The organism is Salmonella sp. 32070601201500089SM (genome assembly GCF_017573605.1).
Taxonomy (GTDB): Bacteria; Pseudomonadota; Gammaproteobacteria; order Enterobacterales; family Enterobacteriaceae; genus Salmonella; species Salmonella enterica.
The window spans coordinates 32,734-49,456 of sequence record NZ_JAGETK010000001.1 but is presented as its reverse complement, the minus strand read 5'-3'; the positions used below and the strand labels follow the sequence as shown (position 1 = coordinate 49,456).

Below are 16,723 nucleotides of genomic sequence, written 5' to 3'. Positions count from 1 at the left end.
CGCACCCGGCAACGGAGTTATTTTACGAGAACCAACTGCCAAACCACTGATGGAGTTTCATCAGCACAAAATCCCACATCCGGCTGAAAAATCCCCCCTCCTCGACGTTTTCCATCACCATTAACGGGCGTTGCTCAATGGATTTTCCGTTAAGCTGGAAATCGATGGTGCCGACAACCTGCCCTTTCTTCAACGGCGCCGTGAGCTGTGGTTCGTTCAACGTAAAGCTGGCCTTCAGGTTTTTAAGCTGCCCACGCGGAATCGTCACAGACCCCGCATCGCCCGCCCCCAAATTGACCTCACGCTTATCGCCAAACCAGACCCGCTGCGTCACGAATGTCGCGTCAGGTTTAATCGGCGTGACCGTTTCAAAGAAGCGGAAACCCCAGGTCAGCAGTTTTTCTGACTCATTAAAACGAATACGGTCCGTTTTCGCCCCCAGCACGACAGAGATCAGGCGCATATCGCCCTGAGTGGCGGAGGCGACAAGGTTATACCCAGCGCCAGCCGTTGTCCCCGTTTTCATGCCGTCGACATGCAGATTGGTGCTCCACAACAGGCGGTTGCGGTTCGGTTGACGAATATTATTAAAAGTAAATTCTTTTTCTTTATGAATGGCGTATTCGTCAGGCACATCGTGAATCAAGGCCTTGCCGAGCAACGCCATATCGCGAGCGGTACTGAACTGCCCTGGCGCATCAAGACCGTGTACCGTCTGGAAGGTTGTATTGGTTAACCCCAGTCGTTTCGCATAGGCGTTCATCAGGCCGATAAAGGACTCCTGGCTTCCGGCGACGTAGTCGGCAAGCGCGATACAGGCATCGTTACCTGACTGAATGATGATGCCTTTATTAAGATCCGCAACCGACACCTGATCGCCTGGCTTCAGAAACATCACCGACGACCCACGTAGCGCCGGGTTCCCCGTCGCCCAGGCATCTTTGCCCACCGTCACCATATCGGTCAGCTTGATTTTCCCTGCCTTCAGCGCCTGGCCCACCACGTAGCTGGTCATAATTTTTGTCAAACTGGCAGGGTCGAGTTTCTCATCGGCGTTGCCTTCCGCCAGTACTTTACCGCTGGCGTAATCCATTAAGATCCAGGCTCGCGCATCAACGCCCGGCGGCGCGATCGTTTGTTCCTCTGCCTTTACAGGCGAAGCGAAAAGGAATAAGAGAACCGAACCTGCCGCGAGGCTACGAAGGGAAGAAGCGTATTGCGTCATAGTACCACCCGAGTATCCATTCCAAAAACACACGTCACACCACCGTGTAATAAGTGCGGTGAGTAATAACGCACTCACGACGTTAAAGAAACCGTAACTTGGTAAAGTTTTTAAAGTTTATGCAATAACATCCCGTTACGCTTCCTTCATAACGATTTTTTTACAGACCATTGTGTAAATGTTAGGTTTATCTCACGGTAGGCCGATTACTGTCATCATCCTGATAAAACGGAAGGGGTTAATATGATTACGCTGTGGGGCCGGAACAACTCGACTAATGTTAAAAAAGTGTTGTGGACGCTTGAAGAGCTGGAACTGCCATACGATCAAATTCTGGCAGGCGGAAAATTCGGCGTTAACCAGGATGCCGACTATCTGGCGATGAATCCTAATGGGCTGGTGCCGCTGCTTAAAGATGATGAAACCGACCTGTTATTGTGGGAATCCAATGCCATTGTCCGCTATCTGGCGGCGCAATACGGCCAGAACCGGCTATGGGTTGATAATCCGGCGCGGCGTGCGGAGGGCGAAAAATGGATGGACTGGGCGAATCAAACGTTAAGCCCGGCGCACCGCGTGATCCTGATGGGACTGGTCAGAACCCCGCCGGAAAAACGCGACCAGGCGGCAATTGAAGCTGGTATCGAAAAGTGTGATAGCCTGTTTGCGCTGCTTGATGACGCTCTGGCCCACCAGCCGTGGTTCTCAGGGGATAACTTTGGCACCGGCGATATCGCTATTGCGCCTTTCGTCTATAACCTGCTGAACGTGGGTCTGAAGTGGACGCAGCGCCCGAATCTGGAACGCTGGTATCAGCAGCTTACCGAGCGCCCTGCTTTTCGCAAAGTGGTGATGATCCCGGTGACCTAACGCGTGGCTGCAGGACTTACCTTGAGTAACTGCCCGTCGGACTCATCGGTTAACACACATAAGTAGCCGTCAGGTCCGACACGCACATCGTAGATACGTTGCTTTCTGTCACTCAAAATACAGTCTTCTTCCGTCACCGTATTGCCATTGACGCGCATCACAATAACCTCTTTATCTTTTAGCGCGCCGATAAACAGTTTATGCCGTCACGGCACAAAAACGTCGCTGATATAAAGGCCATCCCGCTAATTGCCGGAGAATCTTTCCAGTAATAAACCGGCTGCTCCGCCCCCGCGACAATTTTACCTTTGGCTTCCGACACTTTCAGACCGCTATAGTTAACGCCCCATGTAGCCAGCGGCCAGCCATAATTTTTGCCTTTTTCCGGGATGTTAATTTCATCGCCGCCGCGCGGACCGTGTTCATGCAGCCATAGCGCGCCGCTCCAGGGATTGATGGCCAGCCCCTGCGGATTACGAATACCGGCATTGTACATGGCAAGATCAACAACCTGCCCTTTCATGCCGGGCTGACAGGCGCGGTATTCATAGTCGACCTGAAAGCTGCGGCAACATGCCTGACAGCGGTAATGCTGGTGCCCTGCACTCCCCGGACCATACTTTTTAACGGATGCCGTTTGCGCGCAAAACGGGCATTTCACATCGACTTTAGCCATCATAAATCCTGCGATAAAAGTCGGTATTCGAAACGATAATCAACGATTGAATACATGATCGTTTTCTGGGGATTTCACTGCATGTCATGATGGTTTACTCCTGCGATGAATAAGAGAACGGCGTTTAACCGTAAAATCAACATGCAGCGGGTCGAGAATAAAGATTATTAACGGAGTGATACCGACTTGAATCCGCCGAGTACTTTTTAGAGTATGTTCCATTCTTCGCGCCGGAATCCCTGAGTAATAGCCTGTCTGATCTAAAATGGAGATCAGAAAAATATGACACAAGCTGTTGCATAACATGGATAAAATGGGTAGTCATGCTAGCGAGATAAGACAATGAATGTATTCATTACTGATGCTGGTCGCTTATCGTGGTTACAGTGTGATCCTTTTTGCTCCGCTGGTAGCACTTGGCGCAGTTCTGTTCACCCGTCCAGTGACGGTCGCCCCGGTTTTCAGTGATATATTTATGGATAAGTTGATCGGTTTTGTAAAACTTTATTTTCCTGTCTTTCTGCTGGGTGCAGTATTTGGCAAGCTGATTGAATTTGCTGGTTTTTACTACTCAATTGTCAGTGCTGTGACCTGTATGGTGGGCCAGAACAAAGCCATGCCGATGATTATTCTTGTATGCGCTTTATTGACCTATGGAGGCGTATCATTGTTTGTGGTGGCGTTTGCCAATCTGTTCTTTACTTGGCTGATTCCACATATTTACGGTGATCAGTTTATGATAAATCTGCCGGGGCTGAAAAAACCGCTGTAAACGGGTTAACCTGATGACCACGGGGAGCAGGTATTAGCATCTACGTTACAACGGTTCCGACAATATGTCTGACCTGACCCCCTGTCAGCGGTCATCAGCGTCCTACCAGATCCGCCCCGGATCATGGTAGGGCGGTGACACCGTCAGCCTACATTTTGTAGTTATCTCGACGTGACAGGAATTCGGATAGGCCGAAATACTCAGTCTGACTGAGTCTATAAAAAAGCAGCACACTGTATTATACGTTAATTATGAGCCACAACGATGCACTTTGATATAAAAGATTTAAAATTATTCCTTGCTATCAGTGAAGAAGGGAGCTTAACACGTGGAGCGGAAAAAACTTACATGTCTGCCGCATCTGGTAGCGTGCGTATACGTAATCTTGAACAGAGTATCAATCTGAGATTGCTGTATCGTAGTAGCAAGGGGATAACGTTATCCTCTGCTGGTGAAACATTTAAACACCACGCCAGCCTTATTGTGAATCAAATGGAAATGTTACGTAGCGATATGCAGGAGCATGTTAAAGGCATCAAAGGACATGTCAGAATATTTTCCAGTATAACTGCTATTGCAGAGTATCTCCCCCCATTGTTGAGCCATTTCCTTACACTATATAACGATGTGAATATTGATCTCAGGGAGTATCCAAGTCCGGAAATTGTACGTTCTGTTATTGAGGGGAAAACTGATCTCGGAATTGTTGCTGGTAATATTACAACAGATAATCTTGAAATACTGCCGTTCCGTACTGATAGGCTAGTGCTTATCACCGCGACAGACCATCCCTTTGCTGACAGAAAAAGCGTGACCTTTCATGAATTAATTCAATATGAACAAATCAGCCTGCCTGAAGGGACAGGAATGTTTGAATTTATCCGAAAAAAGGCAGAACTAGTACCATCTAAACTGAAAATTAGAATACAGGTCGGCAACTTTGAAACATTTTGCCGTATGGTTGAAGCAAAAGTGGGCATTGGTATAATGCCTCACTCTGCTGCATCCCGTTTGCGTCAGTTGCATGAATTTTCGATTATTGATCTTGATGAATTTTGGTCATTAAGAAAATTACAAATCTGCGCCAGAAGCTTTGACAAATTACCCGGCTTCACACAAAAACTGGTTACTATGCTCACAGCTCAGACTGAGTGATAGCGTTACATCCCTGTATAATTTGGTCCGTTGCCACCTTCAGGCGTAGTCCAGGTTATATTTTGTTTAAGATCTTTAATGTCACAAACTTTACAGTGAATACAGTTCTGTGAATTTATTTGCAGACGCATATTTTGTGTTTCACTATCCTGTAAAAATTCATATACTCCGGCAGGGCAATATCGTTCTTCGGGGCCACCATAAATATCCAGATTAATGGATATAGGGATATTCTGATCACTGATTTTCAAATGTACTGGCTGGTCGTCATCATGCCAGGTGTTACTGAGATAGACGGATGACAAAATATCAAACGTCAGTTTACCGTCAGGTTTGTCGTACAGTTTTTTCTGGCTTTTGTTGGCCGGTTGCAGAGTGATATTGTCCGGTCGGTTATTTTTTACACGCCAGGGGATTTTTTTTATACCCATTCGGGGAAGCAGCCAATGCTCAATGCCAGTCATGATAAAACCTATCACACGCCCTTTTTTAAACCAGGGTTTGAAATTACTACCATTTTCCAGTTCCTGCCAAAGCCAGCTCTGTCGCAGTAATGTTTGATATTCTGTCAGTATGTCGTTTTTCCTGTTGTCCAGCAAAGCATTAAATATAGCGTCAGCCGCTATCATGCCACTTTTGATAGCTGTATGGATGCCCTTGATTCTACTTGCATTGAGCGTACCGGCATTACAACCAATCAGCAGACCACCAGGTAAACAGGGATCAGGCATAGACGCAATCCCGCCGTTATTGATTGCTCTTGCGCCATAACCAATACGCTTACCCCGGTCAATGTATTTGCGTATAGAAGGGTGTGTTTTCAGGCGCTGCATTTCCTGAAAAGGGCTTAACCAGGGATTTGAATAATCAAGTCCCACAACCAAACCTAGTGCAATTTTATTATCATTAAGATGATAGAGAAACCCCCCCCCGAACGACTCTTTATCCAGAGGCCAACCTGTGGTGTGAATTACAAGCCCCGGATGGGACTGGTCTGATGGAACCTCCCACAACTCTTTTATGCCTATGCTAAAACTCTGGGGTGCTTTGCCTGTATCAAGATGAAATTTTTTGATCAGTTCTTTAGCCAGACTACCGCGGGCCCCTTCGGCAAAAATTGTATATTTTGCCAGAATTTCTATTCCACTCTGGAACCCCTCTTTCTTGCTGCCATCCCGATGACGTCCCATATCACCAGTTACTACACCGATAATGTTAGTATCCTGATCATACAGTATCTCAGTTGCCGAAAAGCCTGCATAAATATCCACGCCTGACGTTTCTGCCTGACCGGCGAGCCATTTAATGAGATTACCGAGGCTTACGATAAAGTTTCCATGGTTGCGAAAATTATCAGGAATCAATGCATCCGGCAAATTAATACATTTTTCATTCGTCAGTAACAGTAATTTATCCTGAGTAACAGGCTGTTTAATGGGTGCGCCTCTTTCCTGCCAATCAGGAATTAGTTCATTCAGCGCTCGGGGATCCATGACTGCCCCACTGAGAATATGAGAACCAGGCTCAGCTCCTTTATCAAGGACGATAATGGACAGTTCTTTTCCTGCGTCATTTGCCTGTAATTTAAGTTTAAGAGCTGCAGATAATCCGGCGGGTCCTGCTCCCACAATAAGAACATCACATTCTATTGTCTCACGTGATTGCTGGGTATTAGAAAGTGTATCGTTCATTATTAACTCCTTAATTTTTCAGCACCGTAGGAACAGCTATATTATGTAAATAAAATTGCATTCATATTGTAACCAATGAAATAAATATCATAGTGATGAAACAGATGAAATGGTATAGGAATGTTCAACCTTAGAAAAAGGTGCCTATAAGACTATATAGCCAGTTATCAACTATAAAAAAAATGTCGGTGATGATGAAGCATTCCATAACATTTATATTTATCTTTCTCCCTCAGATGAAAAAGAATATACACAAATCATTTTTAAGCCGTTCATCATAATTGCAGGAAAAGTCCCTATTTTCTTGGCATTCTATTATAGTTACCCGCGAGAAATAATCAGCCAACTGTCGGGTACAGAAGGGAGCGGCAATGACATGTTCAATCGAGACTATAATGACTCCGGACAGAGGTAACTGTTTCATAATATTTTTCCAATTGATTTGACATCAGAATGAACGTGGCATCTCCAGCACATGCTCAGCGATATAGCTCAGGATCAGGTTGGTAGATATGGGAGCAACCTGATATAAACGTGTTTCTCTAAACTTTCGTTCGATATCATACTCACAGGCAAAACCATATCCACCATGAAATTGCAGGCAGGCATTGGCTGCTTCCCAGCTGGCTTTCGCAGCAAGGTATTTCGCCATATTAGCCTGTGCTCCACAATCAAGATGCTGATCAAAAAGCTCGCACGCTTTAAAACGCATCAGATTAGCCGCTTCCACTGCAATAAATGCTTCTGCAATAGGAAACTGCACCCCCTGGTTCTGACCAATGGGACGACCAAAAACCTCACGCTCGCAGGTATAGCGGGTAACACGATCCATAAACCAATATCCATCGCCTATACATTCTGCCGCAATCAAGGTACGCTCTGCATTTAAACCATCAAGTATGTAATGAAAACCCATACCCTCTTCACCAATAAGATTTTCTTCGGGAATTTCCAGGTTGTCAAAAAAGAGCTCGTTGGTTTCATGATTGACCATATTGGGAATAGGTCGTACTGTCATTCCATTTTTCATAGCTTCTTTAATATCAACCATGAAAATAGACATCCCTTCGGATTTACGTTTTACATTTGCAAGCGGAGTAGTTCGAACCAGAAGAATCATCCAGTCTGAATGTTGAACACGTGAAATCCAGACTTTTTGTCCGTTTATCACATACCGGTCTTCTCTTTTTACAGCTGTAGTTTTAATTCTGGTGGTATCTGTACCTGCTGTGGGTTCTGTGACGCCCATCGACTGCAGGCGCCATTCACCAGTAGCTATCCGTGGCAGCCAGAATTCTTTCTGTTTATCGGATCCATGACGTAACAACGTATTCATGTTATACATCTGACCATGGCAGGCTCCAGAGTTTCCACCCGATCTATTGATCTCTTCCATGATAATAGATGCTTCAGTTAAACCAAGCCCTGACCCTCCAAATTCCTCCGGGATGAGCGCAGCCAGCCAACCAGCTTTGGTTAGTTTATTAACAAACTCTTCAGGATAGGCTTTTGCTTCATCTATCTTACGGTGATATTTATCATCAAACTCACTACATAATGAACGAACCGCATCACGAATATCCTGATATTTATCCTTTTCAATACTTTTCATAATTTTTTCCTCAATAAACCAGCGCCAACAGGGGGTAGAAAATGACCTTTTATCGGATGACCATCAGCAGATAGATCTGACTGGCGGTCGACAGGAAGAAAATAGAGCCAGTGCCATAATTCTGGCAGAACGCCCCCCCTCTTTAAAGATTTTGATGTCTTTATCCAGAGTGGCGGCCAGCAGCTTAGCGGGACCGGGGTTAAGATAATCGGTGTTGCGCAGAATGCCAGGCTGCCAAATTTGAATATCAGTATATTGCATAAAAGTTACCTTTAAGGAGGAAAAAATATGATTTATAATTTATCGATAAGTTCAGGTACAGCTTTGAAAATATCAGCTACCAAACCATAATCCGCAATAGAAAAGATAGGAGCGTCAGGATCCTTATTAATAGCGACAATGACGCCTGACTCTTTCATCCCGGCAAGATGTTGTATGGCGCCAGAAATTCCCAGAGCAATATAAAGTTGAGGCGCAACGATTTTTCCGGTCTGGCCAATCTGATAATCATTTGGTGCATAACCAGCATCTACAGCAGCCCGGCTTGCCCCCACGGCAGCGCCTAATTTATCTGCCAGGTTATCAACAAGTTCTTTGAATGCCTGTGCACTTCCTACTCCTCGTCCACCTGATACTACAACTCTGGCGGATTGTAAGTCTGGACGGTTACTTTTATTAACATGTTGGCTAATAAATTTTACCTGATCTGAACCAAGAACAACCTCTGTAAATTCAATGGGGGCTTTTCCCTCATCTTCCGCAACCGCAGCCGCAGCCGCAAATGAGGTAGGACGAACAGTTATCACTTTATATTCATCATCACTGTGTACTGTGGCAATAGCGTTACCCGCATAGATTGGACGTTCAAAGGTATGTTGATCAATGACACGCGTAATATCACTAATCTGAGATACATCAAGTTTTGCTGCTAAGCGTGGCGCACAGTTTTTTCCAAAAGAGCTTGCAGGAAAAAGAATGGACTGATAATGATTTTTCCCACTATTCAAAAAATAGCTGATCTGTTTTTCCACATTCTCTGCCAGAAGGTGTTCGAATAGTGGGCTGTCAGCAACAAATACAGTGGATATTCCCTGAATATGACTGGCTTTAACTGCAATACTTTCTATACCATATCCTAACATAAGTATATCTATATCACTATTAATGGCTTTTGCCGCAGTGATAGTACTGAGTGTTGAAGGTAAAAGAGTATTGCCGTTATGTTCAGCAATAACTAAAGAAGCCATATTTTTCTCCTTAAATTACTTTTTCTTCGTTTTTTAATTTATCTAGCAGTGTGTTAATATCTGGAACGATTATGCCTGCTTTCCTTCTTGCTGGCTCATCAACTTTGATAATAGTCAATCTGGATGACGGGTTAATACCAAGTGAATCGAAATCTATCTCCTTAACAGGTTTCTTTTTGGCTTTAATAACATTCGGCAAACTGATATTCCTCGGTGTATTCAGACGTAGATCTGTAGTGAGTACTGCAGGCAGGGATAAATTTAACGTTTCTAATCCTCCATCAACCTCACGAACAGCAGTTAATGAATTATCAGAAATAGTAATTTCACTAACATTAGTGGCTTGGGGAAGATCGAGTAATGCTGCCAGCATTTGGCCTACCTGATTACAATCATCGTCAATAGCTTGCTTGCCTAATAATATAATATCGGGTTTTTCATTCCGGGTAATAGCGGTGATAGTTTTGGCCACAATTAGTGGTGTAAGAGAGTTTTTTGTTAATATGTGTATTGCCCTGTCTGCCCCTGCTGCCAGTGCTGTACGCAATACGTCCCCTACACCTGTGTTTCCTATAGACACTACAACAACCTCACTGATTAATCCCCGTTCTTTTAAACGTACTGCTTCTTCAACTGCAATTTCATCAAATGGATTGATACTGAGTTTTGAATCAGAAATATCAACATCAGAATGATCTTGCTTTATTCTAATTCTAACGTTATGATCGACAACTTGTTTTACACAAACTAAAGCTTTCATTGGTGACTCCTTCATATATTTACTAAATGCTATGAGCCAAAATCCTTTTTGCTTTTTCCAGTAACGGTTTATCCACCATTTGCCCTTCATGACTGAACGCTCCATGGGGATATTGAGCCAGTCGCATAATCTGGGGAACCCACTCGATTTCTTGTTTTAAATAGCTGAATGCTCTGTTTACATGTGAAATTTGTGGAGGGTGAATACATACCTTGCCACTGAACCCCATTTTACAGGAGTGAATAGCATTTTGTATTGTCAACTCGTTTTTCATAAATTCAGTTGTGATACCGTCAACAGAAGGATATGATCCAGCCAGGCGTGAAGTTATTACAATTTTTGCACGTACAGCAATCAGTACTTTTTCATCATTACTCATGAAATTCAGAGCATTTTCTCTGGCAATTATTTTTTTCTCAGATGACACCGCATTTTCTAAATCAAGGATTACGCTATCAGCACAACTGCTATTTGCTTTTTCAAATCGTTCAGGTTGGTCCCCCGTAACGAAAAGAAAAAACCGTTCTAACGTTTGCATTCTCGTCTCTCATTTGAATGGAGCATCTGATAATTCAATATATCTTAAAAAAATAATTTTCTGAATTAGCTTTTATCTAACCCCCCATTAAAATTGGTTCAGGTTCGCTGATAACAGAAAGAAACATGTAATTTATTGTTACAATAACAAAGATAAAAATAAAATTTAATTATTTGATATAAATAGCGTTTCAGAATAGTAAACGGCCGACATTCCGTACCTGTTTCAGGAGTGAATTCGACTATACCGTTCCCTAAGAACATCAACGATTGTCTGGTGAACCGAATTTAGTCACCTTTGGCGGAGAACAGGCTGGCATATAGGAGAGCATGACAACCCGGGTCATTCCCTCCGTGATTTTTTAGTAACACGCTGAAAAAGTATCTGAAACTTCATTCTGCAAGTGAGACTTTCCCCGAAGTCGATCGATACGTTTTATCTTGTGCCTGACCGATGCTACTCCTGACAAATCACGCCCAATACTGAATAAGTGTAAGAGATGCACCGTTAATCACTACACTGGTAGCCTCAATCAGAGATTGACGGCGGTAAAGGTGCAAAGGCTCCAGTATATTTTTAAAGGATTTTTGGCATAATGAACGAGCAGGCATAGTGATGATCTCCTTGAAAGTGTTAGCGCAATCAATTAGATCACATAACACTATGCCTGTCCTGGTTTGCTGGGGATTCCTCAGGAGTCGCCTCCCCTTGTTCAGACCTGTATAAGCGGTGAATGTGCTTTCAGACTCTGAATACTCAGCGTCAAAGTTGTCAGACAGTTTTCAAGTTTATCTGCGTTGACGGCAATAAAGGTCGGGCAATCATGGTGTCCGCTCATTAAACAAACGGCAGCGGCTGCAAGCGCGCCTTCGACACGGCGCAGCGCGTTCCACTCTTCCTGATCGAGATGCAGTCCCTGCCGTAAAGCGTGATCGTGGAGCTCGCGATTCAGTTCAAAAAAATTGTCACGCAGAGTGTCACTTTCGCTGACTGACATATACCCCTTCGCTTTTCGCAATTGCAGATAAGCGGCAAGATCGATACGCGCGTTTATCAGCTTGTTGAGAAGATCGGTTCTCAGTCTGTCAACGACCATACCTTTTTTCCTCCTCTTTTCTACCAGGGTTCAACTTAATAGTATGGTCGTTTTTTAGACAAATGGGTGTCAGAGATCAAGAATTTTCTTAGAATTGCCCTTTTTCACCTTTTGCTGATAACCACAACGGTTGATGCCGCGGCTCCTGATGAGATTGCGATACAATTTTTGTTCGGATATCTGTAGAATCGCTGCCCTGACCATTCCAATAAATGAACACTTTTTAAGCTATGAGTAATGTAACCCACCAGCCAAAGATCGGCTTCGTTTCCCTGGGCTGTCCGAAAAACCTCGTTGATTCGGAACGCATCCTGACTGAGCTGCGTACCGAAGGCTATGACGTTGTGCCACGCTATGACGATGCGGATATGGTTATCGTTAATACCTGTGGCTTTATTGACAGCGCGGTACAAGAGTCACTGGAAGCCATTGGCGAAGCGCTGAACGAAAACGGTAAGGTAATCGTCACCGGCTGCCTGGGCGCAAAAGAAGATCAGATCCGCGAAGTGCATCCGAAAGTACTGGAAATCACCGGGCCGCATAGCTATGAGCAAGTTCTGCAGCACGTACATCATTACGTACCGAAGCCGAAGCACAATCCATTTTTAAGCCTCGTACCAGAACAGGGTGTAAAACTGACGCCGCGCCATTATGCGTATCTGAAAATTTCTGAAGGCTGTAATCACCGCTGCACGTTCTGCATCATCCCGTCGATGCGCGGGGATCTGGTCAGCCGTCCGATTGGCGACGTATTAAGCGAAGCGAAACGTCTGGTTGATGCCGGGGTCAAAGAGATTCTGGTGATTTCGCAAGATACCTCCGCCTACGGCGTAGATGTGAAGCACCGCACCGGATTCCATAATGGCGAACCGGTGAAAACCAGTATGGTGAGCCTGTGCGAGCAGTTATCAAAACTGGGCGTCTGGACACGTCTGCACTACGTCTACCCCTACCCACACGTTGATGATGTGATTCCGCTAATGGCGGAAGGCAAAATCCTGCCTTATCTGGACATTCCGCTGCAACATGCCAGCCCGCGGATTCTTAAACTGATGAAACGTCCCGGTTCCGTTGACCGCCAGCTGGCGCGCATTAAGCAGTGGCGCGAAATCTGCCCGGAACTGACCCTACGCTCCACCTTTATTGTCGGCTTCCCCGGCGAAACGGAAGAAGACTTCCAGATGCTGCTCGACTTCCTGAAAGAGGCGCGCCTCGATCGTGTAGGCTGCTTCAAGTACAGCCCGGTGGAAGGCGCAGGCGCGAATGAGCTGCCGGATCAGGTGCCGGAAGAGGTGAAAGAAGAGCGCTGGAACCGCTTTATGCAACTGCAACAGCAAATCTCCGCTGAGCGCTTGCAGGAAAAAGTGGGCCGCGAAATTCTGGTGATCGTCGATGAGGTTGACGAAGAAGGCGCTATCGGGCGTAGCATGGCGGATGCGCCGGAAATTGACGGCGCGGTCTATTTGAACGGCGAAACCAACGTCAAGCCGGGCGATATCGTGCGCGTGAAAGTGGAAAACGCCGACGAATATGATTTGTGGGGCAGTCGGGTTTAACGCCACCTCCCCCGGCGCGGGTGCCGGATGTGTTATCCCGCCTGACGAGCCCGTTCCAGGCCCGCCAGGCGTCAACGCCACCGGGCTGGCTTACCCCTTAATCTTCGGGTCCAGCGCATCGCGCAACCCGTCGCCTAACAGGTTAAACGCCAGCACTGTCAGGAAAATCGCCACCGCCGGGAAGAGCGCTACGTGCGGCGCGATGACCATATCCGCCCGCGCTTCATTGAGCATCGCTCCCCACTCCGGCGTTGGCGGCTGCGCGCCTAATCCGAGAAATGACAGGCTTGCCGCGGAAATAATTGACGTACCGATACGCATCGTAAAGAAAACCACAATTGACGAGACCGTTCCCGGCAATATATGGCTAAACAAAATCGTCGTGTCGCTGGCGCCGATACTGCGGGCAGACTCAATAAACGTCTGCTGTTTTAAGACCAGGGTATTTCCGCGCACCAGACGAGCAAACGCCGGAATAGAGAAAATCGCCACCGCAACGATCACATTAGCAATACCGCTGCCTAACACCGCCACAACGGCAATCGCCAGCAAAATGCCGGGGAAGGCGAACAGCACATCGCAAATGCGCATAATAAAACGATCCCACCAGCCTTCATAATATCCCGCCAGCAATCCCAACACCGTACCGATTATCGCGCCGATAAATACCGCGAACACGCCCGCCGCCAGTGAGATCTGCGCCCCAACGAGAACCCGGCTAAAGATGTCTCTTCCCAGCGAGTCAACGCCAAACCAGTGCTGCAAAGAGGGGCCATTGTTCAGGCTATCGTAGTCAAAATAGTTTTCCGCATCGTAGGGCGTCAGCCAACGGGCAAAAATCGCCACCAGAATTAACGCCAGTACGAATCCCCCGGCGACCAACGCGACATGCTGGCGGCGAAAACGACGCCAGAACTCCCGCCACGGCGTGCGTATCTGGTCGGGTTTTACCACCGGCATAGCATGTAAAATCGCCTGACGGCGCCAGTTAAATAATCGCATCCTTACTTATACCTGATAGCCGGATTAATGGCGGCATAGAGGACATCCACCACTAAGTTGATAAGAATAAATTCCAGAGAAAACAGCAGCACTTCCGCCTGAATCACGGGGTAGTCGCGCATGTCGACGGAGTCGACCAGTAATCGCCCAAGCCCCGGCCAGTTAAACACTTTTTCAACGACGATCGATCCGCCAAGCAGGAAGCCAAATTGCAGTCCCATCATGGTGACGACCGGGATCATCGCATTGCGCAGGCCATGTTTTAACACCACCCACGTTTCACTGACGCCTTTCGCCCGCGCGGTCCTCATGTAATCCTCGCTCAGGACATCGACAAACGAGGAGCGCGTAAAACGCGCCATGACTGATGCCACCGCCGCGCCAAGCGTCAGGGAGGGTAAAATATAATGTTGCCAGCTATCCGCCCCCACGGTCGGTAGCCAGCCCAGATCCACGGAAAAAATCTGCATTAACAACATTCCCAGCGCAAAAGCCGGGAAAGAAATGCCGGTCACGGCAAGCGTCATTCCTAACCGGTCAGGCCAGCGATTACGCCACACGGCGGCGGCGATGCCGATCGCCATGCCAAACAGAACCGCCCATATCATACTGGTTATCGTCAGCCACAGCGTCGGCAAAAAGCGGCTGGCGATCTCCTCAGAAACCGGGCGGCGGGAAACCATTGACGTCCCGAAATCGCCTTGTAAAACATGGGTGATGTAACGCCAAAACTGGACATGAAGCGGCTGATCAAGCCCCAGCTGCTGACGAACCAGCGCGATCACTTGCGCGTCGGCTTCCGGTCCGGCTATCAGCCGCGCCGGGTCGCCGGGCAACAAATGAACAAATAAAAACACCAGCACTGCCACAATCAACAGAGTAGGAATTAATCCCAGCAGGCGCTTGAGAACATAGTTAAGCATCACACGAACCTTTTACCGGATGGCGGACAACGCGCGCGCCATCCAGCCCCATCGCATTACTTACTTCAAATCCGCATCGTCAAAGCTGAAACCGGTATCCGGCATAATCCAGAAACCGGTCAAATTTTTACTGTGCGCAGAAACCAATTTCTCCACCACCAACGGTATCCAGGGCGACTCTTTCCAGATAATATCCTGCGCCTCTTTGTACAATCGTGTTTTCTCCTGCGGATCGTTGGTCTTTAAGGCCGCCGCCAAATCGCTGTCGACCTGCTTGTTGCTGTAAAAAGCGGTATTAAACTGCGTCGGCGGCCAGTTTTGTGAGGCGAAGAGCGGCGATAACGCCCAGTCAGCTTCGCCCGTCGACGCCGACCAGCCGGTATAGAACATTCGCACGCCGCTCTCTTTTTGCCCTTTGCCCTCGACTTCCGCAGCGCGCTGGCCGGCGTCCATCGCGGTTATCCGGGCTTTAATGCCAATCTGCGCCAGTTGCTGTTGGGTAAACTGCAACACTTTTTGCGCGGTGCTATGGTTATGCGATGACCACAGCGTGGTACTGAAACCGTCTGGATACCCCGCCTCTTTCAGCAGTTCGCGCGCTTTAGCCGGATCATAGGGCCACGGCTGATAGCTTTGCGCATAGGCTATCGACGGCGGCACCACGCCCGTCGCCGGCGTGGCGTATCCGGCAAACGCCACTTTAACCAGCGCCTGACGATTGATAGCGTAATTCAACGCCTCACGCACCTTAGGATTATCAAACGGCTTCTGCGTCACATTCATACTGATATAACGCTGCATAATGGACGGGCTGGCGACCAGTTCGAGGTTTTTATTTTTCGCCAGTAACGCGGCCTGCTCATAAGGGATAGGAAAAGCAAATTGCGCTTCGCCGGTTTGCAGCATCGCCGCGCGGGTATTGTTGTCAGTAACCGGACGCCAGGTAATAGAATCCAGCTTGGGTAAGCCCTGCTGCCAGTAACCGGCGAACTTTTTCACTTTGACAAAGTCGGTCTGATTCCAGGTTTCAAGCTGGTATGGACCGGTACCGACCGGATGAAAACCAATATCCTTGCCATATTTTTCCAGCGCTTGCGGCGAGATCATCGCCGTCGCCGGGTGCGCCAGAATATTAATGAAAGCGGAGAACGGCTGTTTCAGGGTAATTTTTACCGTTGCCGGATCGACGACCTCCGTTTTTGCGATATTTTTATACAGGTTATAACGCTTGAGGTGGTTATCCGGATTGCTGGCGCGATCGAGATTCGCTTTCACCGCCGCCGCATCAAAATCCGCGCCGTCCTGAAATTTCACCCCCTGCCGTAGGGTAATGGTGTAGGTCAGACCGTCATCAGAAACGGTATAGCCTTCCGCCAGGACGTTTTTTACCTTCATGTCTTTATCCAGGCCAAACAGCCCCTGATAAAATGACTTCGCCACCGCCTGCGAGAGCGTATCGTTGGCGTCATACGGATCGAGCGTGGTGAAATTAGACCCTACCGCCACCACCACATCTTTGGCCGCCAGGGCCGGAAAAGCCGCAATGGATGAGGCCAGTCCCAGCGCCGCCAGCCATTTATGCGTAATAAATTGCGTCATG

At 47.2% G+C, this 16,723-nt stretch carries 15 protein-coding genes and 3 pseudogenes; 4 read left to right on the top strand and 14 right to left on the bottom strand.

Going from position 1 to position 16,723, the window contains the following annotated elements; genetic code table 11:
• Nucleotides 1–22 precede the first annotated feature (22 nt).
• On the bottom strand, nt 23–1,225 hold the full coding sequence (dacC, locus tag J4728_RS00225) for a serine-type D-Ala-D-Ala carboxypeptidase (protein WP_000195712.1): 1,203 nt from the start codon (nt 1,223–1,225) through the stop codon (nt 23–25).
• A gap of 243 nt (nt 1,226–1,468) precedes the next feature.
• Between dacC and J4728_RS00220 the strand changes: the two genes are divergently transcribed.
• Nucleotides 1,469–2,095, top strand: a complete 627-nt coding sequence (locus tag J4728_RS00220) for a glutathione S-transferase family protein (RefSeq protein ID WP_079787718.1) — start codon at nt 1,469–1,471, stop codon at nt 2,093–2,095.
• Here the strand turns inward: J4728_RS00220 and J4728_RS24230 are convergent.
• Nucleotides 2,092–2,582: pseudogene (locus J4728_RS24230) on the bottom strand (PQQ-dependent sugar dehydrogenase); the annotation flags it as partial. The gene J4728_RS00220 and the pseudogene J4728_RS24230 overlap by 4 nt on opposite strands.
• A pseudogene (locus J4728_RS24225) lies at nt 2,568–2,771 on the bottom strand (IS1 family transposase); the annotation flags it as partial. The pseudogenes J4728_RS24225 and J4728_RS24230, both read right to left, overlap by 15 nt.
• A gap of 346 nt (nt 2,772–3,117) precedes the next feature.
• On the opposite strand from J4728_RS24225, the gene J4728_RS00205 reads away from it, so the two are divergent.
• Entirely contained in the window at nt 3,118–3,543 is a 426-nt protein-coding gene (locus J4728_RS00205; protein WP_000287110.1) for a GntP family permease, read from the top strand.
• Between the two features lie 264 nt (nt 3,544–3,807).
• Nucleotides 3,808–4,698, top strand: a complete 891-nt coding sequence (locus J4728_RS00200) for a LysR family transcriptional regulator (protein ID WP_000545335.1) — start codon at nt 3,808–3,810, stop codon at nt 4,696–4,698.
• 5 nt (nt 4,699–4,703) lie between these two features.
• Here the strand turns inward: J4728_RS00200 and J4728_RS00195 are convergent, their stop codons facing one another.
• From J4728_RS00195 to bssR, 8 genes and pseudogenes are all read right to left on the bottom strand, one after another.
• On the bottom strand, nt 4,704–6,389 hold the full coding sequence (locus J4728_RS00195; RefSeq protein ID WP_208210841.1) for an electron transfer flavoprotein-ubiquinone oxidoreductase: 1,686 nt from the start codon (nt 6,387–6,389) through the stop codon (nt 4,704–4,706).
• 448 nt (nt 6,390–6,837) lie between these two features.
• The gene (locus tag J4728_RS00190) at nt 6,838–8,001 is read right to left on the bottom strand and encodes an acyl-CoA dehydrogenase family protein (protein ID WP_000835387.1); all 1,164 of its coding nucleotides are present in this window, start codon (nt 7,999–8,001) and stop codon (nt 6,838–6,840) included.
• Nucleotides 8,002–8,064: 63 nt separating this feature from the next.
• Complete coding sequence (locus J4728_RS00185; protein ID WP_001200424.1) at nt 8,065–8,262, bottom strand: hypothetical protein; 198 nt, start codon at nt 8,260–8,262, stop codon at nt 8,065–8,067.
• A gap of 32 nt (nt 8,263–8,294) precedes the next feature.
• On the bottom strand, nt 8,295–9,248 hold the full coding sequence (locus tag J4728_RS00180) for an electron transfer flavoprotein subunit alpha/FixB family protein (protein ID WP_000157772.1): 954 nt from the start codon (nt 9,246–9,248) through the stop codon (nt 8,295–8,297).
• A gap of 10 nt (nt 9,249–9,258) precedes the next feature.
• A complete protein-coding gene (locus J4728_RS00175) occupies nt 9,259–10,008 on the bottom strand; it encodes an electron transfer flavoprotein subunit beta/FixA family protein (protein WP_001523061.1) in 750 nt (249 codons plus the stop codon).
• 22 nt (nt 10,009–10,030) lie between these two features.
• Nucleotides 10,031–10,546, bottom strand: coding sequence for a CoA ester lyase (locus J4728_RS00170; protein WP_001521476.1), 516 nt, complete (start codon nt 10,544–10,546; stop codon nt 10,031–10,033).
• A 325-nt stretch (nt 10,547–10,871) separates the two neighbouring features.
• A pseudogene (locus tag J4728_RS23740) lies at nt 10,872–11,157 on the bottom strand (IS4 family transposase); the annotation flags it as partial.
• 101 nt (nt 11,158–11,258) lie between these two features.
• Nucleotides 11,259–11,642: a biofilm formation regulator BssR gene (gene bssR / locus J4728_RS00165; RefSeq protein ID WP_208210838.1), complete on the bottom strand. Its 384-nt coding sequence runs from the start codon at nt 11,640–11,642 to the stop codon at nt 11,259–11,261.
• A gap of 230 nt (nt 11,643–11,872) precedes the next feature.
• Between bssR and rimO the strand changes: the two genes are divergently transcribed.
• Nucleotides 11,873–13,198 (top strand): 30S ribosomal protein S12 methylthiotransferase RimO, encoded by a 1,326-nt coding sequence (gene rimO, locus J4728_RS00160; protein ID WP_000073317.1) that lies wholly within the window; start codon nt 11,873–11,875, stop codon nt 13,196–13,198.
• Nucleotides 13,199–13,288: 90 nt separating this feature from the next.
• On the opposite strand, the gene gsiD is transcribed toward rimO, so the two are convergent.
• The 3 genes from gsiD to gsiB are packed head-to-tail and all read right to left on the bottom strand — an operon-like array spanning nt 13,289 to nt 16,722.
• Nucleotides 13,289–14,200, bottom strand: coding sequence for a glutathione ABC transporter permease GsiD (gene gsiD / locus J4728_RS00155; RefSeq protein ID WP_001236024.1), 912 nt, complete (start codon nt 14,198–14,200; stop codon nt 13,289–13,291).
• Nucleotides 14,201–14,202: 2 nt separating this feature from the next.
• A complete protein-coding gene (gene gsiC, locus J4728_RS00150; RefSeq protein WP_000936067.1) occupies nt 14,203–15,123 on the bottom strand; it encodes a glutathione ABC transporter permease GsiC in 921 nt (306 codons plus the stop codon).
• A gap of 60 nt (nt 15,124–15,183) precedes the next feature.
• Nucleotides 15,184–16,722 (bottom strand): glutathione ABC transporter substrate-binding protein GsiB, encoded by a 1,539-nt coding sequence (gene gsiB, locus J4728_RS00145; protein WP_000191427.1) that lies wholly within the window; start codon nt 16,720–16,722, stop codon nt 15,184–15,186.
• Nucleotide 16,723 lies beyond the last annotated feature (1 nt).

Coding starts and splice junctions, on each gene's coding strand:
- dacC (WP_000195712.1), bottom strand. CDS start 1,225: ATGACGCAATACGCTTCTTCCCTTCGTAGCCTCGCGGCAGGTTCGGTT.
- J4728_RS00220 (WP_079787718.1), top strand. CDS start 1,469: ATGATTACGCTGTGGGGCCGGAACAACTCGACTAATGTTAAAAAAGTG.
- J4728_RS00205 (WP_000287110.1), top strand. CDS start 3,118: ATGTATTCATTACTGATGCTGGTCGCTTATCGTGGTTACAGTGTGATC.
- J4728_RS00200 (WP_000545335.1), top strand. CDS start 3,808: ATGCACTTTGATATAAAAGATTTAAAATTATTCCTTGCTATCAGTGAA.
- J4728_RS00195 (WP_208210841.1), bottom strand. CDS start 6,389: ATGAACGATACACTTTCTAATACCCAGCAATCACGTGAGACAATAGAA.
- J4728_RS00190 (WP_000835387.1), bottom strand. CDS start 8,001: ATGAAAAGTATTGAAAAGGATAAATATCAGGATATTCGTGATGCGGTT.
- J4728_RS00185 (WP_001200424.1), bottom strand. CDS start 8,262: ATGCAATATACTGATATTCAAATTTGGCAGCCTGGCATTCTGCGCAAC.
- J4728_RS00180 (WP_000157772.1), bottom strand. CDS start 9,248: ATGGCTTCTTTAGTTATTGCTGAACATAACGGCAATACTCTTTTACCT.
- J4728_RS00175 (WP_001523061.1), bottom strand. CDS start 10,008: ATGAAAGCTTTAGTTTGTGTAAAACAAGTTGTCGATCATAACGTTAGA.
- J4728_RS00170 (WP_001521476.1), bottom strand. CDS start 10,546: ATGCAAACGTTAGAACGGTTTTTTCTTTTCGTTACGGGGGACCAACCT.
- bssR (WP_208210838.1), bottom strand. CDS start 11,642: ATGGTCGTTGACAGACTGAGAACCGATCTTCTCAACAAGCTGATAAAC.
- rimO (WP_000073317.1), top strand. CDS start 11,873: ATGAGTAATGTAACCCACCAGCCAAAGATCGGCTTCGTTTCCCTGGGC.
- gsiD (WP_001236024.1), bottom strand. CDS start 14,200: ATGCGATTATTTAACTGGCGCCGTCAGGCGATTTTACATGCTATGCCG.
- gsiC (WP_000936067.1), bottom strand. CDS start 15,123: ATGCTTAACTATGTTCTCAAGCGCCTGCTGGGATTAATTCCTACTCTG.
- gsiB (WP_000191427.1), bottom strand. CDS start 16,722: ATGACGCAATTTATTACGCATAAATGGCTGGCGGCGCTGGGACTGGCC.